The following is an 18,415-nucleotide window of genomic DNA, read 5'->3' as shown; positions in this document are numbered from 1 at the left end:
GACGGCGTGCTGCTGCGCGAAGGGCTCGCCGGGCTGATGGGCCGCTTCGGCTTCGAGGTGGTCGCCTCGGTCGGCGACGCGGCTGAGCTGCGGGCCGCCGTCGCCGAGCACCATCCCGAGCTGGTGGTGACCGACATCAAGATGCCGCCCACCTTCACCGACGAGGGGCTGCGCGCCGCCGTCGAGCTGCGCCGCGCCGACCCGCGGCTGGCGGTGGTGGTGCTCAGCCAGTACGTGCAGCAGGGCTACGCGACCGAGCTGCTCGACTCCGGCGACGGCCGCAAGGTGGGCTACCTGTTGAAGGACAGGGTGGTCGACGTCGAGGAGTTCGTCGCGGCGCTCCGCCAGGTGGTCGGCGGGGGCACCGTCGTCGACCCGGACGTGGTGCGGCAGCTGCTGCGCCGCCGCAGCGATCCCGTGGCCGGCCTGTCCACAAGGGAGCGCGAGGTGCTGGCGCTGGTCGCCGAGGGCCACTCCAACGCCGCGATCGCCCGCACCCTCGTGGTCTCCGAGGCCGCCGTCGGCAAGCACGTGGGCAACATCCTGGCCAAGCTCGACCTGCCACCCACCGACGACACCAACAGGCGCGTGCTGGCCGTGCTGACCTACCTGCGCAGCAGCTCACCGCCCGCGCGGTGAAAGCGTGGAACCGATGGGGGCGGTGCGGGGTGTACAGAGGGCTGCCCTCTTGGGCGCAGGGCGGAAGGGGTGAGCGGGACCAGCGGCGGACGGGTGAGGCCGCGGGAGCAACGGCATGGACCACGGCGGACGTCGCGGTAGCCCAAGTCTTTGTCCAAATAAGTGATTCAGGGGTCGAGCCACCCGACTTCGAAAGCTCTGTAGATCTCGAACGGCGCGTTGCCGGTGGCCGGAGCGGACGCGGCTATGGGCGTTCGATCCGGGTGGGGTCGCCGCGCACCAGCTCGTCGTGGATCCGCCACCGGGCCGTGGTCAGCGAGCGCCCGGCCTGTTCGTCGCCGCGCTCGAGGCGTTCGCGGAGCAGGCGCAGCGCGGTGCGGCGGTTGAGGCTGAAGTGGCGTTCCGTGTCGACCACCACCACCGTCCCGGATGGACGGTGGGTGGCGCGCACCGCGGTGCTGGCCTTGTTGCGGTGTTGTCCGCCGGGTCCACCGGTGCGGCAGGGCACGATCTCGACGTCGCCTTCCGCGAACACCGTCCGCGGCGCGTCCACCTCGCACGGCTGGGCGATGACGTACCAGTTCTTGCGGCCGGCGCTGGCCCGGTAGGGGCTCGGTGCCTGCCAGCACAGCGTGCCGGTCCAGGAGGCCGCGAACGCCTCGGCGCCGTCGCCGGTGACCTCCAGCAGCACCGAGCGGTAGGTGCCGGGACGGTCACCGGCCACGGTCTCGACCCGCCGGGTCGCCACCCGGCGCCGGGCGGCGTCGGCCTCCAGCCGGTCTACCAGGCGGGCCAGCGCCCACGCGCACTCGCGCGGGCCGCGGCCGGCGGACAGCAACAGGTGGACGCTCACCGCCGGCGCGCCGATCCGTTGTGTGCCGTCTTGTACGTGACCAGCGGCACCGTGGTGGCGATCGGCGTGGCCAGGCCGTGGTCGACGAGGTCGGCGACGACCTGCTCGATGCGCTTGTAGGCGGTGGGCGCCTCCTCGAAGAGCAGCTGCCGGTCGCCGCACACCACCAGCGAACCCACCGGCGTGCGGCGCAGCTCCTCGACCGTGTGCTTGGCCCGGCCGCGGCGCAGCGCGTCGGCGCGCGACATCTTGCGACCCGCGCCGTGCGCCACCGAGTGGTTGGCCTCCGGGCCGGCGTGACCGGCGACGAGGTACGAGCGCGTGCCGCGGGTGCCGGCGACCAGGACGTCGCGCCCGTCGCCCCGCGCCGCGCCCTTGCGGTGCAGGTAGACGCCGTCGCGGACCTCGACGGAGTTGTGGCATTCGTCGACGATCGGGTCGGCGGGCTCGGCGCCCAACGCGTCCGCGACCCGGGCGGCCATCAGCCGCCGGTTGAGTGAGCCCCACCGCACGGCCTCGTCGTGCGCAGTCAGGTAGGCGGCGGGGTCGGGCGCGGGGCCGGCGCCGTGCGCCTCGGTGTGCGCGCGCAGGATCCGCTCGCCCAGCCCTCGGGAGCCACTGTGGACGATGAGCACGAGCCCGCCGGCGGCCAGCCCGAGACGGTCCGCGTGCTCGGGTGCGGCGACGGTGTCGACGCGGGCCAGCTCCACGAAGTGGTTGCCCCGGCCGACCGTGCCGAGGCCGTCCACGTAGCCGGCGGGAATGCCGTCGCCGGCGGCCGAGGGGTCCAGCGGCACGTCGAGGTCGGGGAAGCGGGCGGCGAGCTTTTCCGGCACGGCGCGCTTGAGCCGGATCGGAAACACGGCGATGCCGCAGCCGATGTCCGAGCCGACCAGAAACGGGTACAGCACGGTGGAGGACATGGCCGCGCCGATCGGGGCGCCCTTGCCGGGGTGCAGGTCGGGCATGCCGGCGACGTGCAGCATCCCGTCGAGCGCGGCGACCTGGTGGCACTGCGCGACGGCGTCGGACTCGATCCAGCTGCCAGCGGCGGCGAACACGGAGACGGTAGACAAAGACGCTCACTTCACGGAAAGGGCGGACACGGGGCTCAACGTGAGGTCAGAACGTCATGCCCACCACGATCACCCGAGCCGCCCTAGTCCGGCAAGCGGTTTTCCACCGTGGTGAGCGGGCCCGGCCGCGCGGCCGGGCCCGCTCGTCAAAGCCGCGTCAGCAGGTCGCCAGCATGCCGTTCAGCGCGGTCTTCTCGGCGCTGTCGACGCTGAGGCCGTAGTAGTACTTCACCTGGATCCACGCCCGCGCGTACGTGCAGCGGAACGACGCCACCGACGGCTGCCAGGTGGCCGGGTCCTGGTCGCCCTTCGACTGGTTGACGTTGTCGGTGACCGCCCACAGCTCGGGCCCGCCGAGGTCGTTGGCGTACGTCTGCCGCCGCGAGGTGGTCCAGGCCCACGCGCCCGACGCCCAGGCCTCCGACAGGGGCACCATGTGGTCGATGTCGACGTCCGCCGGGTTGGTCCAGGTGGCGCCGTCGTACGGGCTGCGCCACGAACCCGACGTCGGGTAGCAGCTGCTGTCCACGGTGACCCCGGTGCCGTCCCGCTTGAGCACCTGCTCCCGGGTGTTGCACGAGCCGGTGATCGTGATCCAGTGCGGGAAGAGGTCACGGTCGTACGTGGACTGGTGCGACTCCGCCGCCACGGTGAGCGCGGCGAGCCGGCTCACGGCGGTGCTGTACGACGGGATGTTGGGCGGGGTGGCGCCGGCCGGTGTGGCGGCGAGCGCGAGGAGCGCGACGACGGCGGCAAGGGTGGCGCCGCCGGCCTTCAGGACGCGAGCCATCTGGACTCCTGACTGTGCGCCGCCGCGGCCGGACGGGGGTGTTCCGGCTGGGGACGCGGCGACGGACACATAGATCAATGTCAGATTTATTAGCATGGACCCCACCGAGCCCGAAACGACCGCGTGAACGTCGTGTGAAAATCGCCGCCGGCTCAGCGTCCTCTCAGCGGCTCTCAGCGGACTCAAAGGCTGGCTCGGCGAGGCTCGCGGCATGAGAGCGTGGGCCGCGATCCGCCTGACCCGACCGTGGTTCTGGCCGCTGGGGTGGGGCGGCGCGTACCTGGGCTGGGTGCTCGCGGCCGGCCGCTGGGTGCCGCCGCCCGGCGCGGTGCCCGAGGCGGTGGCCGCCGGCGTGGTGCTCGGGCCGCTGATCTGGGGCGCGGTCCTGGCCGTCAACGACCTGCACGACCTGCCGAGCGACCGCCGCAATCCCCGCAAGTCGACCGCGCCCCTGGTGACCGGCGTGTTGACCGAGGCCGACCTGGTCCGCGGATACCGGTGGGGCGGCGTGGCGGCCGTCGGCGTCGCGGTGGCGGCCGGGCCGATGTTCGCCGCGGGCACCGCGATCGTGCTGCTGCTCGGCTGGCTCTACAGCGTGCCACCGATCCGGCTCAAGGCCCGCCCCGGCGCGGACGTCGCCGTGAACGCGCTCGTCGTCGGCGTCCTGGCACCGCTGGCGGGGTGGTCGCTCCAGCGGCCGGTCGTGGAGTACCCGCCGGTCATGGTCCTTTTGGGACTGTTGCTGGCCGCGGCGCTGTACCTGCCGACGACGGTGATGGACCGCGCGGCGGATGTGGCGGCGGGTGACACGACGATCGCCGTGCGCTGGACGCCGCGGGTGTGCTACCTGGTGGGCCTCGGGTTGTGGACCGCGGCGAACGCGGTCTGGCTGGCCACCTGCCACCTCGACCTCATCGTGCGGCGCGACTCCTGGACGCTTCAGACCGCCGCCGCGCCGGTCCTCGTCGCGGTCTACGCGGTCGCGGCCCGCCGGCCCTCCATCCCGCGCATGGCGGCCGTGTCGGTCGCGTTCGGCGTCCCGGCCGCCGACTTCCTCGCCGCCGCGGTCGGCTGACACCGACGTCTTCGCCCGCGTCCCCCGGCTCAGCCCACGTTGACGACGTACCTGTCCGTCAGCAGGTCACCCGCCCGCCGGTTGGCGGCCAGCGACAGCCAGGCCGCCTCGGTCGCCGACCACGGGTAGTCGTGCCAGGAGACCCAGTACGCGACCGCCGGATAGTCCTCGCGCAGGCGGGTGGCGTAGAGCGTCGTGTCCAGGTCGCCGGCCCGGTCGTGGGCGCCGAGCAGGCCCGCCGAGTACTCGCCGGCCGCCACCACCTCGGGCAGGCGCAGGTGGTCGCGGTAGTCGGTGATGGCCAGCTCGTCGTGGTACGCGGTGCCGGCGACCACGTCCACCACGTCCGAGCCGGGATACGCCCACGCCGCCGGCTTGATGCCGGGCACCGGCTGCCCCGCGTAGACAAGCTGGCTGGAGGCGGGGGAGTACACCCACAGCAGGTTGTCCAGCCGGCGCGTGTGGGTGAGGTAGCGGTACATGTGCCGCCAGATGTCGACGTACGGCGACGCGTCGTCACCGTGGACGGTGGAGCCCCACCAGAACCAGAAGCCGTTCATCTCCTGCATGGGCCGCCACAGCACCACCACGCCGGCGTCGCGGAGTGTGGTGAGCGCGTCGGCCACCCGGGCGAGCTTGCGTCGCCACACCTCACCGGCGGGTGTGGTCGGGTCGAGCAGGTCGCGCAGGTCGTCGACGCCGGCGAGCTGGCCCGCGTCGGTGCGGGTGCCGGTCCACTGGCCCGGATGGCCGGCGATGTCCCGCTCGTCGTTGAGCCATGGGCTCAGCGGCGACCAGGTGACCTGCACCAGACCCCCGCGCCGCTCGTGGTCGACCAGCACGCTGTTGCCGGCGGCGAGCTGGGCCGGCGTGAAGACCTGGTCGTGCTCGTAGTCGAGCCCGACGACCGCGACCCGCTCGCCGGTGTCGGCGGCCAGCCGCTCGACCAGCCGCGGGTAGCCGAACCAGCCGTCCGGGTCGAGGGCCTGCGGGCCGTGGCCGACGTTCTGTCCGGACAGGACGCCGCGGCGGTGGCCGCAGGTGAGCGTCCACAGGTACGCGTGCAGGCGCACGGCCTCGGCGGTCGCGTGGCGGTTGGCGGTTCGCGGCGGGTGCCCGCAGACCGCCGGCCCGCCACTCCCGGCGGCGGCCGGGGCGGGCGTGACCAGCACGGCCACCAGGAGGGCGACGAGGGCACCGGTCCTCCGCATGACCACCGAGCGTAGTGACGTATGTCGATACCAGTCAACATCGGCCGGAATGATTCCCTGCGTCGGACCCTTGCGCGGGCGGCGGATGGGGTCGAGGGTAATGACCGGCGGTTTCGCCGGCGGTCGGCGCCGCCACGCAGGCCACGACCGGTCGGGGAGCGGCATGAACCTGGAGCTGCAAGGCATCGTCGACACGATGGCCGCGCGGGTCGGCCGGCCAGCGCTGATCGAGGACCGCCGCCACCGGGTGGTCGTCTACAGCGAGCAGAACGGCACGATGGACGACGTCCGCCGCTCCTCGATCCTGCGCCGGCACACCACGCCCGAGGTCGTCTCGTGGCTGCGCGGCTTCGGCATCCTCAAGGCGCGCGTGCCGGTCCGCACGCCGGCCTGCCCCGAGCTCGACCTGCTGCCCCGCCTCTGCGTGCCGATCGTCCACCAGGACCGCCTGCTCGGATACGTGTGGTTCATCGACGACGGCGGCATGACCGACGCGGACATCGACGTGGTCAGGCGGGCGACCGGCGACCTGTCGCTCGCCCTCTACCGGGAAAACCTGCTCGGCGAGCTGGCCTCGCAGCGCGAGGCCGAGGCGGCCCGCACCCTGCTGTCGGACAACCCGCTCACCCGCGAGGAGATGGTCAAGTCGCTGCTGGGCGACGGCGTGGTCACCGCCGACGGCCCGGCCACCGCGATCGTCGCCCAGCTCGTCCCGGCGCGCGGGCAGGTGCTCGACGAGGACGCCGGCATCGCGCTGGAGCAGGCGCTCGTCGCCACCCGCCGCTGGCTCGGCGTCCGCGACGCGCTCCACCTGCTCCGCCACGACCAGGGCGTGCTGCTGGTCCGCGGCGGCCAGGTCGCCGGCCGCCCATCCGCCGAGGCCGCCGCCGGATACCTCCGCGAAGGCCTGCGCAACGCGATCGGCGACCTGCCCGAGGTCGCCCGCGTGGTCGTGGGCGTCGGCGCACCGCGCCCCCGCCTCGCCGACGCCATCCACTCGTACGACGAGGCCGTCCAGTCGGCCCGCGTCGGCGTGCGGCTGCCCGCGCTGGGCCCGACGATCTCCTGGACCGACCTGGGCATCTACCGCATGCTGTCGCAGATGGAGGGTCGCCACCTCGACGTGGCCACCGTCCACCCCGGACTGCGCCGCCTGCTCGACGACGAGGCCAACCAGGCGCTGCTGGAGACGCTCGAGGCCTACCTCGACCTGGCCGGCAACGCCCACGCCACCGCCGAACGCCTGCGCCTGCACCGCACCACGCTCTACTACCGCCTGCACCGGGTGGAGCAGCTGGCCGAGACCGACCTCAAGGACGGCAACGAACGCCTCTGCCTCCACCTGGCGCTCAAGCTGGCCCGCCTGACCGGCGACTACCGGCCCAGCGCCTGACGACCCAAACAAAAGTTTCCCGGGTTCGCGTCAGCCGCGGACCGCCGCTCCCGCCGGAGACCGCTGCGGCCGGCGGCTCGCCAAGGCTCGCCGAAATCTTCGGCCGTCCGACCAACGACGGACGGGTGAGGCCGCGGGAGCAGCGGCATGGACCACCGCGGACATCGCGGTAGCTCTCCCGATCTCGGCGATCACCATGGACACCATGGTCGGGCGTGGGGAGCGGGATGGCGGTGGCGGGCCGCCATCCCGTCACCGGGGGTCAGGTGCGGCAGGCGTTCGCGCCGTGGACGGTGTTCGGGGCGCCGAAGTCGCTGGGGCGGGAGCTGTTGCCCGCGCACATCAGGGCGCCGTTGACTCGGTTGCCGACCAGCAACGGGCCGTAGGGGCCGGCGAGGCGGCTGTAGCGTTCGTTGGCCGTGACCTGGGTGTTGCCGGTCAGGACGACCGCGCCGTTGAAGGAGCTGCCGGCGACCGTCACGTCGCGGGTGGTGCCGGTGAGCTGGACCGCGCCGCTGACCGTCGAGCCGAAGACCTGCACCGCCTGGGCGCGGGTCGCGACGAGCGTGCCGCCGATCGTGCTCTGCCGGACCACCAGCGAGGCGCCCGCGCGTACCGTCACCTGGCCGGCCACCTGGGCGTTCGTCAGGCAGGTCACGCCCGAGGTGACGGTGACCGAGCCCTGGCGGCCGGTCAGCGTCCGGGTGCAGGCGGGGGAGGCGCCGGGGATCACGGTGGCGCGGTAGCTCGCCGCCGGGCCGATGTTGCCGGCCGGGTCGATCGCGCGGTGCTCGACCAGGTGGGTGCCGAAGCCGGGCACGAAGCCGCCGCTCGGGTGGTCGTCGGGCAGCGTCTGCTCGAACGTGGCCCGGGAGAGCCCGCCCGTGCCGAGGTTGCCGTAGGTCAGTGCCTTCACGTTCGTGCCCGAGTGGCGGAACTGGAACGGCGACGCCGGCATCGGCTGCTCCGGGAAGCCGAAGTAGTTGAACCAGCCGTCCTTGTCGAGCCGGAACTGCCCGACCACGTACCGCCCGGTCTGGTCGTCGCGCGGCTCGAGCCACATGTCCCAGCCGTCGAAGTAGACCGGGTGCTCCAGCGCGCCGGGCAGCGTGGCCAGCGGTGTGGAGAGCCGGCGGGGCGCTGTCGGCAGCGCGTTGTCGACGGTCCACTCGACCGAGTCCGAGGCGCCGGCCGGGTCGGTCGCCGTCGCGACGAGCTTGTGCGTGCCGGCGGAGAGGTCGAGCGCGCCGAGGTCGAGGCGGCGGCTGTTCCCCGGGTTGGGCACCGCCTTGCCGTCCAGCGTCCAGGCCACGTCGAGGATGCGGTCGGAGGGGTGGTTGGTCTCCACGAAGACGACCTCGTCGCCGGCGACCGGCTGCGTGGTCATCGTCGAAGAGGTGATCTCGGCGGCCGCCGGTGTCGGCGTCACGCCCGGCGCGCCGACCGTCCACTCGCGAGTCTGCACGAAGCGCGGCCCGTTGTACCCGGAGTTGGTGGCACTGTCGCCGGTGGAGGGGTTGCGCACCCAGTCGATCCCGTCCGGCCCGACCGGGTCGCGCACCTCTACCCGCACCGCGGTGCCGGCCGGCAGGCCCAACGACGCGAGGTCGAGGCTGTCCGCCGTGCCGACGACGGTGCCGCCGACCCGCCAGGTCACCTGGAGCTCGTGGTATCGCGGATGGCCGGTCTCCACCCACAGCACGCCATCGGACGGCACCGTCCCCAGTGGAGTGTGCTGGAGGGCCATCTGGCCGGCGTTGCGCCGCCCGGTGATGCGGGCGACCATGTGCTCGCGGCCGATCTGGTCCCAGTCGAAGCCGATCCACCGCATGATGGAGTGCTCGCTCGGCCGGCGCTGTCCACAGGGGAACATGCCGCCGCCCTCGTGCAGCCCGATCGTGCCGCCGGACAGGCTCTCCTCGCCCACCCACCGCCACCACTTGTGCTGGTCGGCGACCATCCGCGCGGGGTCGGTGTACACGGTGTGGTGGAAGCTGCTCGGCTCGGCGCCGGTGTAGCAGGGGCGCACCACGTCGCGGGAGGAGTACGGGTACTCGTCGGCCATCGTGCCGAGCGAGTGGCCGAGCTCGTGCAGCGAGATCAGCGGACCCTGCGGCGAGCCGCCGGACGTGGTGGCGTTGGTGCCGCCGATCCCGCCGTACGTGAACGTATTGAAGATGGCGAGCGTCTGGAGGTTCTGCGACGTGCGCGGGATGCCGAGGGCGGGCACCACGTACGACTCGAGGATGCGGTTGTGTGCCTGCGTCCCGGTCTCGCACGGGTTGACGCCCGGCGGGTAGTACGCGGCGTCGTTTTCGCAGCCGACCGGCGCTCCACCGTAGACGGTGCCGCGGGCGAGCGGGTCGGCACAGCCGTTCTGGAAGATCATGCGCAGCGCGGTGCGCTTGCCGTCGATCGGGCCTTCGCGCACGCCGGTGTCGCGGATGGTGCCGTCGGGGTGGCGCACCCGCCCGTCGGGGTCGCAGCGGACGCCGTAGTCGATGGAGGCGATCTCGACCGCGTACACGTTGATGTAGTCGCGGTAGGTGCGGAACGGCTCGGTGGCCCACATGACCGCGAGGTTGCGGTCGACGTCCGCGAGGAAGATGCTCTGCTGGTCGGCCTGGTAGCCGTCGCCGAGGATGACGAGGTTGAGCCGGTCGGCGGCCGGGCCGGTGACCTGGATCGGGTGCACCTTCGGCTCGGGCAGCGGCTGCTCTTGCGCCCGCGCCGGGGTGGCGACCAGCAATCCCCCCGCCACAGCCGCCATCATCAGGAACGCTCTCTGTCGCAACGGACCCACCTCACCCCAGGAGAAGCTCGCGGATACGGGTATCCAATGTGGACGCGTCGAGGCCGCCGGGCCAGCCGCGCAGCAGCGCGCCACCCTTGGCGACGAGCACCACGGCGCCCGGCTCGCGGACGGCGTACGACCGGGAGATCGTGCCGTCCGTGTCGACCACGACGGGAAACTCGGCGCGGTGCGACCGCAGGTAGGAGTCGAGATCCGCGGGCTCGTCCTCGGTCACCACGCCGACGAAGACGACCCTGTCGCGCAGGCCGCGGGCGAGCTCGCTCAGCGCGCTCTGCCGCTCGGCGCAGGTGGTGCACCACGAGCTGAAGAAGAGCAGGACCACCGGCCGCTCCGCCCAGAGGTCGGCGGCGGCGAGACCGGTGCCGTCGGTGAGCGTGCCGGTGAAGACGGGCGCGCTCGGCGTGCCGGGCGGCACGGGCCGCAGGGCGAGGCCGGCCGGGACCGGTCCGGGCAGCGTGGCCGCCCCGCCGGCCGGCGTCGCCGGGTCTCCACCGTCGCACGCCGCGACGCCGAGCACAACGGCCAGAAGTACCGCCACGGCCCTCACGACGGCACCACCGCGACGAGCGAGTCCGCGTCGGGCCGGAGCGGGATCGGCGACTCGTCGTCGACGACGAGCTGGTAGCCGGCCCGCGACGGCACCGAGACCGACACGGCGAACTCGCAGTACGTCGGGACGCGGTCGACTTCGAGGTCTTCCTCGAACGTGCGCACCGCCTTGCCGGGCGGCAGCTTGCCGTCGGTCAGCGTCCGCCCGTCGAGGTCGACGACCTTGAACGGCGCCCGGTTGTGGAAGAACGTGTACGCCCCGGTGCCGGCGCAGTCGACGCCCTCCTCGCGGATGTTGATGTCGCGCACGAGGACGCGGACCGTCGTCGCCGACGCGGCCTCGCCCCCGCAGCCACCCACCGCGGCCGCGAGCAGCAAGGCCACGCCGTAACGCAGGATCAATCCTTCTCCAGGTGGCACGTCTCCGTGACCGTCTTGGTCGGGTCGCTGACCGAGGTGGCGGTCAGCTTGGCGAACCCGCGCGCGGCCGCGTCGGCGGTCGCCCCGACCGATACCTTCACGGTGGTCTTCTTGCCGTACGGGACCGCGGCGAGGGCGTTCGGCACCTCGACCCGCCAGCCGATCTGCCCGATGTCCGCGGAGAGGCGGTATACGTCCGACTTGAGGTACGGCGTGACGGTTTCCGGGTGCTGCTGCCCGCCGGCCGACCAGGTGCCGGTGTTGGTCAGCTCGAACGAGCAGGTCACGCCCCGGCCGGTCGGCTTGCCGCTGGTGGTGACGCGGCCGTCGCCCAGGTCGACGCCGTGCGTGCTCGGCCCGCCGGTGCCGTCGAGCGACCGCACCGCGACCGTGTACGACAGCACGCCGCTCGCGTCGCGCTTGAGGTCGAGCACGTAGAAGTGCAGCCGGTTGGCCTCGTCGACGTACTCGTACTCGCTGCCCGACCGGGTACCGGCGTGGAAGAGCGCGTCCGACAGCTGCCGGTAGTCGCCCATGGTGATCTTCTGCGGCGTGCCGTTGGGCTGGTAGAAGTCGATCATGTCGATGTCCTGCGGGTTCGCGTCGATCACCCAGACGAACGGCGCGCTGTCCGCGTTCTTCGTCTTGCTGATCAGCACCCCGCTGTCCGGCGTGAACGAGTCAGCGCCCATCCGGTCGACGACCTCGACGGTGTAGTTGTTGTAGCCGCCGCCGTCGCAGAGCGGGTTTTCGCTGACGACGCAGGCCGGCGAGTTGTCGCGGTTCATCGCGATGTTGATGCCGGTGAGCCCCTTCGGCCCGGCGTCGACGGCGCGGGCGGTGACCTGGGCGACCACCAGGCCCGAGGACGCGAGCGCCTCGCGGGAGAGCCGCAGCAGGTGCTCCTCGCCGAGCAGCCCGATCTTGATCTTGTCGCGGACGACGTGCAGCGAGCCCATCGAGCCGCCGTTGACCGGCGGGATCTGCCAGCGGGTGTGCGGCCCGCCCGGCCCGTTGAACGAGCCGCGCGACATCATGCTCCAGATGCCGGTGTACGCGCGTCTCAGCGGTACCCCATAAGGGTTGTTGTAGTTGTCCCCGATGCTCAGCAGGTGGGTCAGCTCGTGCGCGTAGACGCCCATGCCCGAGCTCTCCGCCTGGGTCGACGAGCCGCCGCCCGCGTTCGGCCAGATGGAGGAGGCGGCCTTCCACGAGGTCCACTCGACGTATCGGGTGCGCGCGTAGTTGGGCAGGGCCGGGTCCGGCGGGCCCCACGCGTCCGGCACGTCCTCCTTGGTCTGGAACATCATCTGGCCGAACTCCTGCCAGGTCGACGACTCGTCCTGGCCGGCGGAGAGGATGAAGACCAGCTCGTACGAGTCGGCGACCGCGTCACCGACGGCCGCCCGCCACGCGCCGAGCCCGTCGGTGCGGATGTTGCGGGCGCACTGCTCGCCGGCCGGGCACCCGCCGGGGTTGAAGCCGTTGTCGATGCCGTACTGGTAGGACTTCGCCGGCATCTGGTACGGCCCGAAGCCGGTCAGGTCGACGCCGTAGCGGCCGTTCGAGTCCTGCATCCAGTACTCGTGCAGGGTGTGCCCCTTGTTCAGGGTGTTCGGCGTGTTGAGAAAGTCGCGGTAGAAGGTGGCCACCTGGTCGCGCGGGATGTTCTGCGCGGTCGCCTGCGGGTTGCCGAAGAGCGTGGAGCGGGCCCGCTGCGCGACCACGAACGGCTGGTCCGGGTAGTCCAGCGTGACCAGCGCGATCTTGAAGTTGCGCGTGGACCCGGCCACCGACGGGTCGGCCCAGTTTTTGCCCGGGACCGCCGTCCAGTCGTCCCAGGTCATGGTGTCCGGGTTTTGCCAGGCCTGCGGGTCGAGCACGTCGAACGGGCCGGTGCCGCCGGCCGGATTGCCGGGCGCGGCCGCCGCCGGGGTGGCCACGGCGGCGACGAGTACGGTCGCGAGGGCGGCGGCAAGGGCCGCGCGCCGCTTGAACTGAAGGCCCATCACGCCACCCTTCACGGAGGTGATCGTGAATTTATGGGCACGGATAGTAGCGCGTCACTGTACATCTGCCGGTAGATCATGGACGCGGTTTCGACATCTGACTGATCCCACCCCGGCCGCTTTGCCATAACGTACGCACAACTGGCATAGGGGAGGATGCATGAGTCGCTCCGGCAGGCTGTTCCGCGTCGCCGTTGCCCTGCTACCGGTGGCCGCCGTCGCGGTCCTGGGCGGGACGAGCCCCGCCTTCGCGGCGGACGTTCCGTCGATCGTCGTCTCCGGCGGTGTCACCCAGCCCGTCTTCGGCTACACGGACGCGATCCGCGAGCGGCTGTTCATCGACTCCACATTCGACAGCGACCGCGACGGGCTGCGCGACATCATCGCCTTCGACGTGATGCGTCCAAAGGCGACCCTCGACGGCCTCAAGGTGCCGGTCGTCATGGACGCCAGCCCGTACTACTCCACGCTCTGCCGGGGCAACGAGGCCGAGTGCAAGGCCGACCTCGACGGCGACGGCCTGCTCGACAAGTGGCCGCTCTTCTACGACAACTACTTCGTGCCGCGCGGCTACGCGGTGATCCTGCTGGACATGGTCGGCACCAACAACTCCACCGGCTGCCCGACCACCAACGCCAACGAGGACAACCTCAGCGCCAAGCAGGCCATCAACTGGCTCAACGGCCGGGCCACCGCCCGCAACGCCGCCGGCCAGGTCGTCACGGCCGACTGGCACAACGGCAAGAGCGCGATGATCGGCAAGTCGTACGACGGCTCGCTGGCCATGGCGACCGCGGTGACCGGCGTGCCGGGCCTGACCACCGTGGTGCCGATCAGCGGGCCGACCGAGTACTACGACTACGTGCGCAGCAACGGCGTCGTCACCCGGGGCAACAGCTACGTGGCGTCGCTCGCCAACATCGTCACCAACCCCGACCGGCGGGCCTACTGCCAGCCGACCCGCGACCGCATCGCCGCCGCGGACGGCGACGAGACCGGTGACTACACCGCCTTCTGGAACGAGCGCAGCTACGTCAAGAAGGTGCCCAACATGACCGCCAGCGTGCTGCTCTACCACGGCCTCAACGACGACAACGTGCGGGCCGACCACTTCAGCAAGTTCTGGTACGCGCTCGCCGAGAACGATGTGCCGCGCAAGCTGTGGCTCTCCCAGGAGGGGCACGTCGACCCGTTCGACTCGCGGCGCGCGGTGTGGGTGTCCACATTGCACCGCTGGTTCGACTTCTGGCTGCATGGCGTGGCCAACGGCATCATGGACGAGCCGCGCGTCGACATCGAGCGCTCGGCCGACGTGTGGGAGACGTACGCCGACTGGCCGGTGCCCGGCAAGGCCGACACCGAGGTCTTCCTCCAGCCCGGCACCGGCGGCGCCGGCGGGCTCAAGGTGGTGCCGGTCGCGTCGCCCACCACGCGGTCCTTCCAGGACAGTCCGACCCAGAGCCAGAACACGATGATCCTCAACCCGGACCTGGTACAGCCGAACCGGCTCGCCTTCCTGTCCGCGCCACTGACCGCGCCGCTGCACATCTCGGGTACGCCCGTGGTGCAACTGCGGGTGACGGCCGACCAGACCGACACCAACCTCGGTGCGATCCTGGTCGACTACGGCGCCGCCGAGCGGGTCAACCACCGCGCCTCGGGCGAGGGCATCATCACGCTCGACACGCAGGACTGCTGGGGTGAGACGAGCCCGACCGACGACCCCTGCTACAAGCAGACCCAGAAGCGGGTGGCGACGTCCGATGTGGAGCTGGTGACGAAGGGCATCCAGGACGCACTAAACCGCCAGTCGATCCGCACGGCGGTGCCGCTGGTGCCCGGCCAGGCGTACAACTACAGCTTCCCGATGCTGCCCGAAGACTACGTGTTCCAGCCCGGACACCGGATCGGCGTCGTCATCGTGGGCAGCTACCCGCAGTACTCCAGCCAGGTCGACCAGACCCGCGCCCGGCTCGACGTCGCGCTCAAGACGAGCAACGTGGTGCTCCCGGTGGTCGGTGGCACGGCCGCCGCGCACGCCGCGGGCCTCTGACCCCTCGGTTTCGTCACTTGAAGGTCTCGCTGTCGGCGCTGGCGACCGTCGCCCCGTCGACAGCGAGCACCGAGCGGATGAAGTAGGCCCCGTGCTCGGGCGGGAGCGGGATCCAGAAGTCGAGGCTGGCGGTGTCCCGGTCCGACGTCGCGACGAGCCGGTACGCGAGGTTGGTGTTCAGCCATTCGCCGTGCAGCCGGCGGGCGCCGCCCTGCTGCCACATCGACCACGAGAGGTGGGCCGGCCGGTCACGCATGCCGGTCAGCTCGAGTTCGACGGTCACCACCACGCCGAGCGGTTCGCTCTCGTCGGCCGGCACCTTGCGCGCCTGCTGGAAGATGTTGTCGACCCCAGCCGCACCTCGCTCCTCCTGCTCGACGCCGTGCGTGGGCGACGCGCTCGGGAGCGTGCTGTCCGCATATTGAGCCGCCAAGCCGGGGTTTGCGCGGCACGCGGAAGCGAACGTCTTCATGTGATCGCATATCCGCCTCGGGTCGACGCGCAAGGTTTGGCCCTTGTCCGCGGAGGGTTCGACCTCGACCGCGCTCCCTTGGAGGAGTGGGGCGGCGGGCTCAACCGGTGACGACTCCGGGGCGGAGGTCGTGGGAGGCACAGACGTCGCGTCCGCCGGCGGCGCGGTGTCGCTCGGCTCCGGTGCCGGCTCCGGCGGCCACTCGGGTGCGGGCTCGCCCGTGGCGGCGGTCGCCGCGGCGGCCAGGTGTAAGCCGCCCATGCCGAACGTGTCCTCGCCGGTGCCGTGCGCCGTGGCGATCCGCTGGCGGTACTCGCTGAACGGCACCTCCGGCGTGATCCGTACGGCGTGGAAGGCCGCCGCGTTCGCCGGGTCCGGCGCCGGCCAGAGCGACACGATCGCGGCGACCGCGGAAGCCAGCGCGCCCGCGCCGACGATCGTCTTGGTGGCGCCGTTCCACCAGCGCCGCCAGGCCGGCTGGTCCGCCTCTTCACGCTGGCGCCCGCTGTAGTCCACTCCGCGCGGCGCGCGCCGTTCCATCCGTTTTGCCATGGCTGAGTCCTAGCTCAGGTACGCAGAACTCCAGCCTATGGCGGCGTGATCATCCGCGGAGCCGAATCGGCACATTGCCCGGCGTCGCTACCATGCCGCCGTGGCTCGGTTCCAGATCCACCCGCAGGCCAGACCGCCGAGCTTCCACGCCCAGGAGTGGTCCCAGACGGCCTGGTCGGACGCCGGCGGCCGGGTCCCGCGCCGCCCGGTCCGCGTCCGCTACCGCTATCCGAGCCTGGACAGCCCGGCCCGCACCGGCCGCGACGGCGTGGTCCTGCTGATCTTCACGCTGATCGGCAGCCCGATCCTGCTGGTGCTGGGCGGGTGGGCGCTGTCGGAGGGCGACCGCACGCTGTACGACTGGGCCGGGGCCGCGCTGGCGTTCTCGTTCGTGGCCTGGTGGTGGTACATGATCGCCACGCACTTCGTGCGGGCCGTGCGCGGCGCCGGCCGCCGCACGGTGCGCGGCGTGGCGGTCGCCTGCCAGGTCCGCACCTTCCACCACTGGGAGACCCGCGAGCCGTACGACATCCACTTCCTGGGCGTCGACGACGGCACGAGCGACGACTGCTACGGCTGGGAAGTCCCGCACGAGGTGTACCAGGCGGTCGTCGACGGCACGCGGGTGGAGGTGGTGGTCTCCGGCGACCGCCGGTACATCTACACGCTCGACACCACCCCGATCGACTGACCGTTCGGGCGATCCGTCTGTAACGCTTGTGTGAACGTGTGTGAACGGTGGTGCCGCTGGGGCGCGGCTCCTGTCCACCAGCTAGGACACAGGTTGGCGTGAACAACGCGCGCACTCTTGTTCACGAAGTTTAAGCCTGATAGAACACGGAGAGCGGTCCACCTCCGGTCGCGGTTCTGGAAGGACGTCCCATGGCTGACTCAAGCCTCTCCCGCCGTTCCGTGCTCCAGCTCGGCGGCAGCGTCGCGCTGCTGCTGGCCACCGGCGCGTGCGCCGCCGGTTCGAAGAAGGAAGGTGGCTCCGGCACCGCGTCGGCGGGGCCGGCCGCCGGCACCCTGCGCATCGCCGTCTCCAGCTACCTCAGCAGCTGGGACCAGGACTTCGTCGGGTTCGACCTGACCGCCCTGATGCTGTACAAGAACGTGTTCCCATACATGATCGACTATGGCGTGACCGACGCCGGCGGGTCGAAGATCCTCGACACGCAGAGCATCACGCCGACGTTCGCCGAGTCGTTCGAGCCGAGCGCCGACCAGAAGACCTGGACGCTCAAGCTGCGCAAGGGCGTCACGTTCGCCAGCGGCAACGAGCTGAAGGCCGCGGACGTCAAGTGGTCCAAGGACCGCGCCTTCGCCGCGCAGGCCAACGTCGCCGGCGTCTACCGCACTATCGGCCTCACCGAGCCGGACCAGGTGCGGGTCGTCGACGACTACACGGTCACGTTCACCCAGGCCTTCCCGAGCGCGCTGACCCGGCAGATCCAGGCCATCTCGCTGTACGTCTTCGACTCCGTCGAAGCCAAGAAGCACGCCACCGACGCCGACCCCTGGGCCAAGGACTGGCTCGCCAAGAACGCGCCCACCGGCGGCTACTTCAACGTCACCAAGGCCACCCAGGGGCAGGAGATCGTGCTGGAGGCCAACAAGGGGTACACCGGTCCGGACCCCGCCAAGGCCGCCACCATCCGCATCGCGGTCGTGGCGGACGGCTCCAACCAGCGGCTCCAGCTCCAAAACGGAGACATCGACGTCGCGCTCGGCATCGGGCAGCGCGACATCGTCGACCTCAAGAAGACCGACGGCATCACGGTGGTCTCGGCCGCCAGCAACGAGCAGGTCGCGATCCAGATGTCCGTGACGACCGCGCCGTTCGACGACGTGAACGTCCGCAAGGCCCTCGCCTACGCGGTGCCGTACGAGCAGATCATCGCGAACGTGTACGGCGGCGACGCCCGGCCCACCAAGAGCCTGGTCCCGCTGGACATGCCGGGGTACGACGAGAGCGGCTACCCGTTCGGCTACGACGTCGAGAAGGCGAAGGCCGCGCTCGGCGGCAAGGCCATCAGCTCGGAGCTGGTTTTCGAGACCGACAACGCCACCCAGCAGCAGATCGCGGTGCTCGTGCAGAGCGAGGCGCGCAAGGCCGGCATCGAGCTCAAGCTGACCCCGCTCGACCCGGCCACGCTCGCCGGCCGGCGGCAGCAGAAGAACATCCCGCTCCAGCTCACCTCCGGCCAGCTGTGGGTCAACGACGTCGAGTACATGCTGGCGACGAGCTTCGTGAAGGGCGCGGCCCTCAACTACGCCAACTACACCAACGCGGAGATCGAGCAGATCTACGAGAAGTCGCACACCACAGTGGACGGAGCCGCGCGGCTGGCGCTGTGGAAGCGGGTACAGGAGATCTTCGCCGCCGACGTGCCCTGGGTCATCATCTGCCAGCCCAACTTCAACCTGCCGGTCCGCTCGTCGGTGAGCGGCTGGGTCCAGCCGATGGACGGGCTGGCCCGGCTGCGCTACCTGAGCGTGTCGGCCTGA

Annotated in this window: 15 protein-coding genes; 6 read left to right on the top strand and 9 right to left on the bottom strand. The window is 71.5% G+C overall.

The window, feature by feature from the left end; translation table 11 throughout:
* The first annotated feature begins 36 nt into the window (after positions 1-36).
* Positions 37-639, top strand: coding sequence for a LuxR C-terminal-related transcriptional regulator (locus tag AC5L36_RS26830; protein ID WP_441223145.1), 603 nt, complete (start codon positions 37-39; stop codon positions 637-639).
* 244 nt (positions 640-883) lie between these two features.
* Here AC5L36_RS26830 and prfH read toward each other — a convergent pair whose 3' ends face one another.
* From prfH to AC5L36_RS26815, 3 genes are all read right to left on the bottom strand, one after another.
* Positions 884-1,492, bottom strand: coding sequence for a peptide chain release factor H (gene prfH, locus AC5L36_RS26825; protein WP_441223040.1), 609 nt, complete (start codon positions 1,490-1,492; stop codon positions 884-886).
* Entirely contained in the window at positions 1,489-2,568 is a 1,080-nt protein-coding gene (locus AC5L36_RS26820; RefSeq protein ID WP_441223039.1) for an RNA ligase RtcB family protein, read from the bottom strand. Before AC5L36_RS26820 ends, prfH begins: the two co-directional genes overlap by 4 nt.
* A 157-nt stretch (positions 2,569-2,725) precedes the next feature.
* A complete protein-coding gene (locus AC5L36_RS26815; RefSeq protein ID WP_441223038.1) occupies positions 2,726-3,358 on the bottom strand; it encodes an HNH endonuclease family protein in 633 nt (210 codons plus the stop codon).
* A 211-nt stretch (positions 3,359-3,569) separates the two neighbouring features.
* Between AC5L36_RS26815 and AC5L36_RS26810 the strand changes: the two genes are divergently transcribed.
* Positions 3,570-4,433 carry a UbiA family prenyltransferase gene (locus AC5L36_RS26810; protein WP_441223037.1) on the top strand — a complete coding sequence of 288 codons (864 nt, stop codon included), beginning with the start codon at positions 3,570-3,572 and terminating at the stop codon, positions 4,431-4,433.
* A 29-nt stretch (positions 4,434-4,462) separates the two neighbouring features.
* On the opposite strand, the gene AC5L36_RS26805 is transcribed toward AC5L36_RS26810, so the two are convergent.
* Entirely contained in the window at positions 4,463-5,644 is a 1,182-nt protein-coding gene (locus AC5L36_RS26805; protein ID WP_441223036.1) for a glycosyl hydrolase, read from the bottom strand.
* 163 nt (positions 5,645-5,807) lie between these two features.
* On the opposite strand from AC5L36_RS26805, the gene AC5L36_RS26800 reads away from it, so the two are divergent.
* Positions 5,808-7,037 carry a PucR family transcriptional regulator gene (locus AC5L36_RS26800; protein WP_441223035.1) on the top strand — a complete coding sequence of 410 codons (1,230 nt, stop codon included), beginning with the start codon at positions 5,808-5,810 and terminating at the stop codon, positions 7,035-7,037.
* Positions 7,038-7,299: 262 nt separating this feature from the next.
* On the opposite strand, the gene AC5L36_RS26795 is transcribed toward AC5L36_RS26800, so the two are convergent.
* The 4 genes from AC5L36_RS26795 to AC5L36_RS26780 are packed head-to-tail and all read right to left on the bottom strand — an operon-like array spanning position 7,300 to position 12,845.
* Entirely contained in the window at positions 7,300-9,831 is a 2,532-nt protein-coding gene (locus AC5L36_RS26795; RefSeq protein WP_441223034.1) for a M64 family metallopeptidase, read from the bottom strand.
* A 10-nt stretch (positions 9,832-9,841) separates the two neighbouring features.
* The gene (locus AC5L36_RS26790; protein WP_441223033.1) at positions 9,842-10,399 is read right to left on the bottom strand and encodes a TlpA family protein disulfide reductase; all 558 of its coding nucleotides are present in this window, start codon (positions 10,397-10,399) and stop codon (positions 9,842-9,844) included.
* The gene (locus AC5L36_RS26785) at positions 10,396-10,803 is read right to left on the bottom strand and encodes a hypothetical protein (RefSeq protein WP_441223032.1); all 408 of its coding nucleotides are present in this window, start codon (positions 10,801-10,803) and stop codon (positions 10,396-10,398) included. Before AC5L36_RS26785 ends, AC5L36_RS26790 begins: the two co-directional genes overlap by 4 nt.
* The gene (locus AC5L36_RS26780; protein WP_494909047.1) at positions 10,800-12,845 is read right to left on the bottom strand and encodes a M6 family metalloprotease domain-containing protein; all 2,046 of its coding nucleotides are present in this window, start codon (positions 12,843-12,845) and stop codon (positions 10,800-10,802) included. Before AC5L36_RS26780 ends, AC5L36_RS26785 begins: the two co-directional genes overlap by 4 nt.
* Positions 12,846-12,990: 145 nt before the next feature.
* Here AC5L36_RS26780 and AC5L36_RS26775 point away from each other — a divergent pair, with 145 nt between their 5' ends.
* The gene (locus tag AC5L36_RS26775; protein ID WP_441223030.1) at positions 12,991-14,883 is read left to right on the top strand and encodes a CocE/NonD family hydrolase; all 1,893 of its coding nucleotides are present in this window, start codon (positions 12,991-12,993) and stop codon (positions 14,881-14,883) included.
* 13 nt (positions 14,884-14,896) lie between these two features.
* Here the strand turns inward: AC5L36_RS26775 and AC5L36_RS26770 are convergent, their stop codons facing one another.
* Positions 14,897-15,907: a hypothetical protein gene (locus AC5L36_RS26770; RefSeq protein WP_441223029.1), complete on the bottom strand. Its 1,011-nt coding sequence runs from the start codon at positions 15,905-15,907 to the stop codon at positions 14,897-14,899.
* A 100-nt stretch (positions 15,908-16,007) separates the two neighbouring features.
* Between AC5L36_RS26770 and AC5L36_RS26765 the strand changes: the two genes are divergently transcribed.
* Positions 16,008-16,598 carry a hypothetical protein gene (locus tag AC5L36_RS26765; protein ID WP_441223028.1) on the top strand — a complete coding sequence of 197 codons (591 nt, stop codon included), beginning with the start codon at positions 16,008-16,010 and terminating at the stop codon, positions 16,596-16,598.
* A gap of 191 nt (positions 16,599-16,789) precedes the next feature.
* The gene (locus AC5L36_RS26760; protein ID WP_441223027.1) at positions 16,790-18,415 is read left to right on the top strand and encodes an ABC transporter substrate-binding protein; all 1,626 of its coding nucleotides are present in this window, start codon (positions 16,790-16,792) and stop codon (positions 18,413-18,415) included.

The organism is Phytohabitans sp. LZ39, assembly GCF_059359075.1.
The sequence above is the reverse complement of the archived record's forward strand: the minus strand, read 5'-3'. Positions and strand labels throughout refer to the sequence as shown.

Bases quoted from the DNA above. Each gene is read 5' to 3' on its own strand.
- AC5L36_RS26830 (WP_441223145.1), top strand. From the start codon at position 37: ATGGGCCGCTTCGGCTTCGAGGTGGTCGCCTCGGTCGGCGACGCGGCT.
- AC5L36_RS26815 (WP_441223038.1), bottom strand. From the start codon at position 3,358: ATGGCTCGCGTCCTGAAGGCCGGCGGCGCCACCCTTGCCGCCGTCGTC.
- AC5L36_RS26810 (WP_441223037.1), top strand. From the start codon at position 3,570: ATGAGAGCGTGGGCCGCGATCCGCCTGACCCGACCGTGGTTCTGGCCG.
- AC5L36_RS26805 (WP_441223036.1), bottom strand. From the start codon at position 5,644: ATGCGGAGGACCGGTGCCCTCGTCGCCCTCCTGGTGGCCGTGCTGGTC.
- AC5L36_RS26800 (WP_441223035.1), top strand. From the start codon at position 5,808: ATGAACCTGGAGCTGCAAGGCATCGTCGACACGATGGCCGCGCGGGTC.
- AC5L36_RS26775 (WP_441223030.1), top strand. From the start codon at position 12,991: ATGAGTCGCTCCGGCAGGCTGTTCCGCGTCGCCGTTGCCCTGCTACCG.
- AC5L36_RS26770 (WP_441223029.1), bottom strand. From the start codon at position 15,907: ATGGCAAAACGGATGGAACGGCGCGCGCCGCGCGGAGTGGACTACAGC.
- AC5L36_RS26760 (WP_441223027.1), top strand. From the start codon at position 16,790: ATGGCTGACTCAAGCCTCTCCCGCCGTTCCGTGCTCCAGCTCGGCGGC.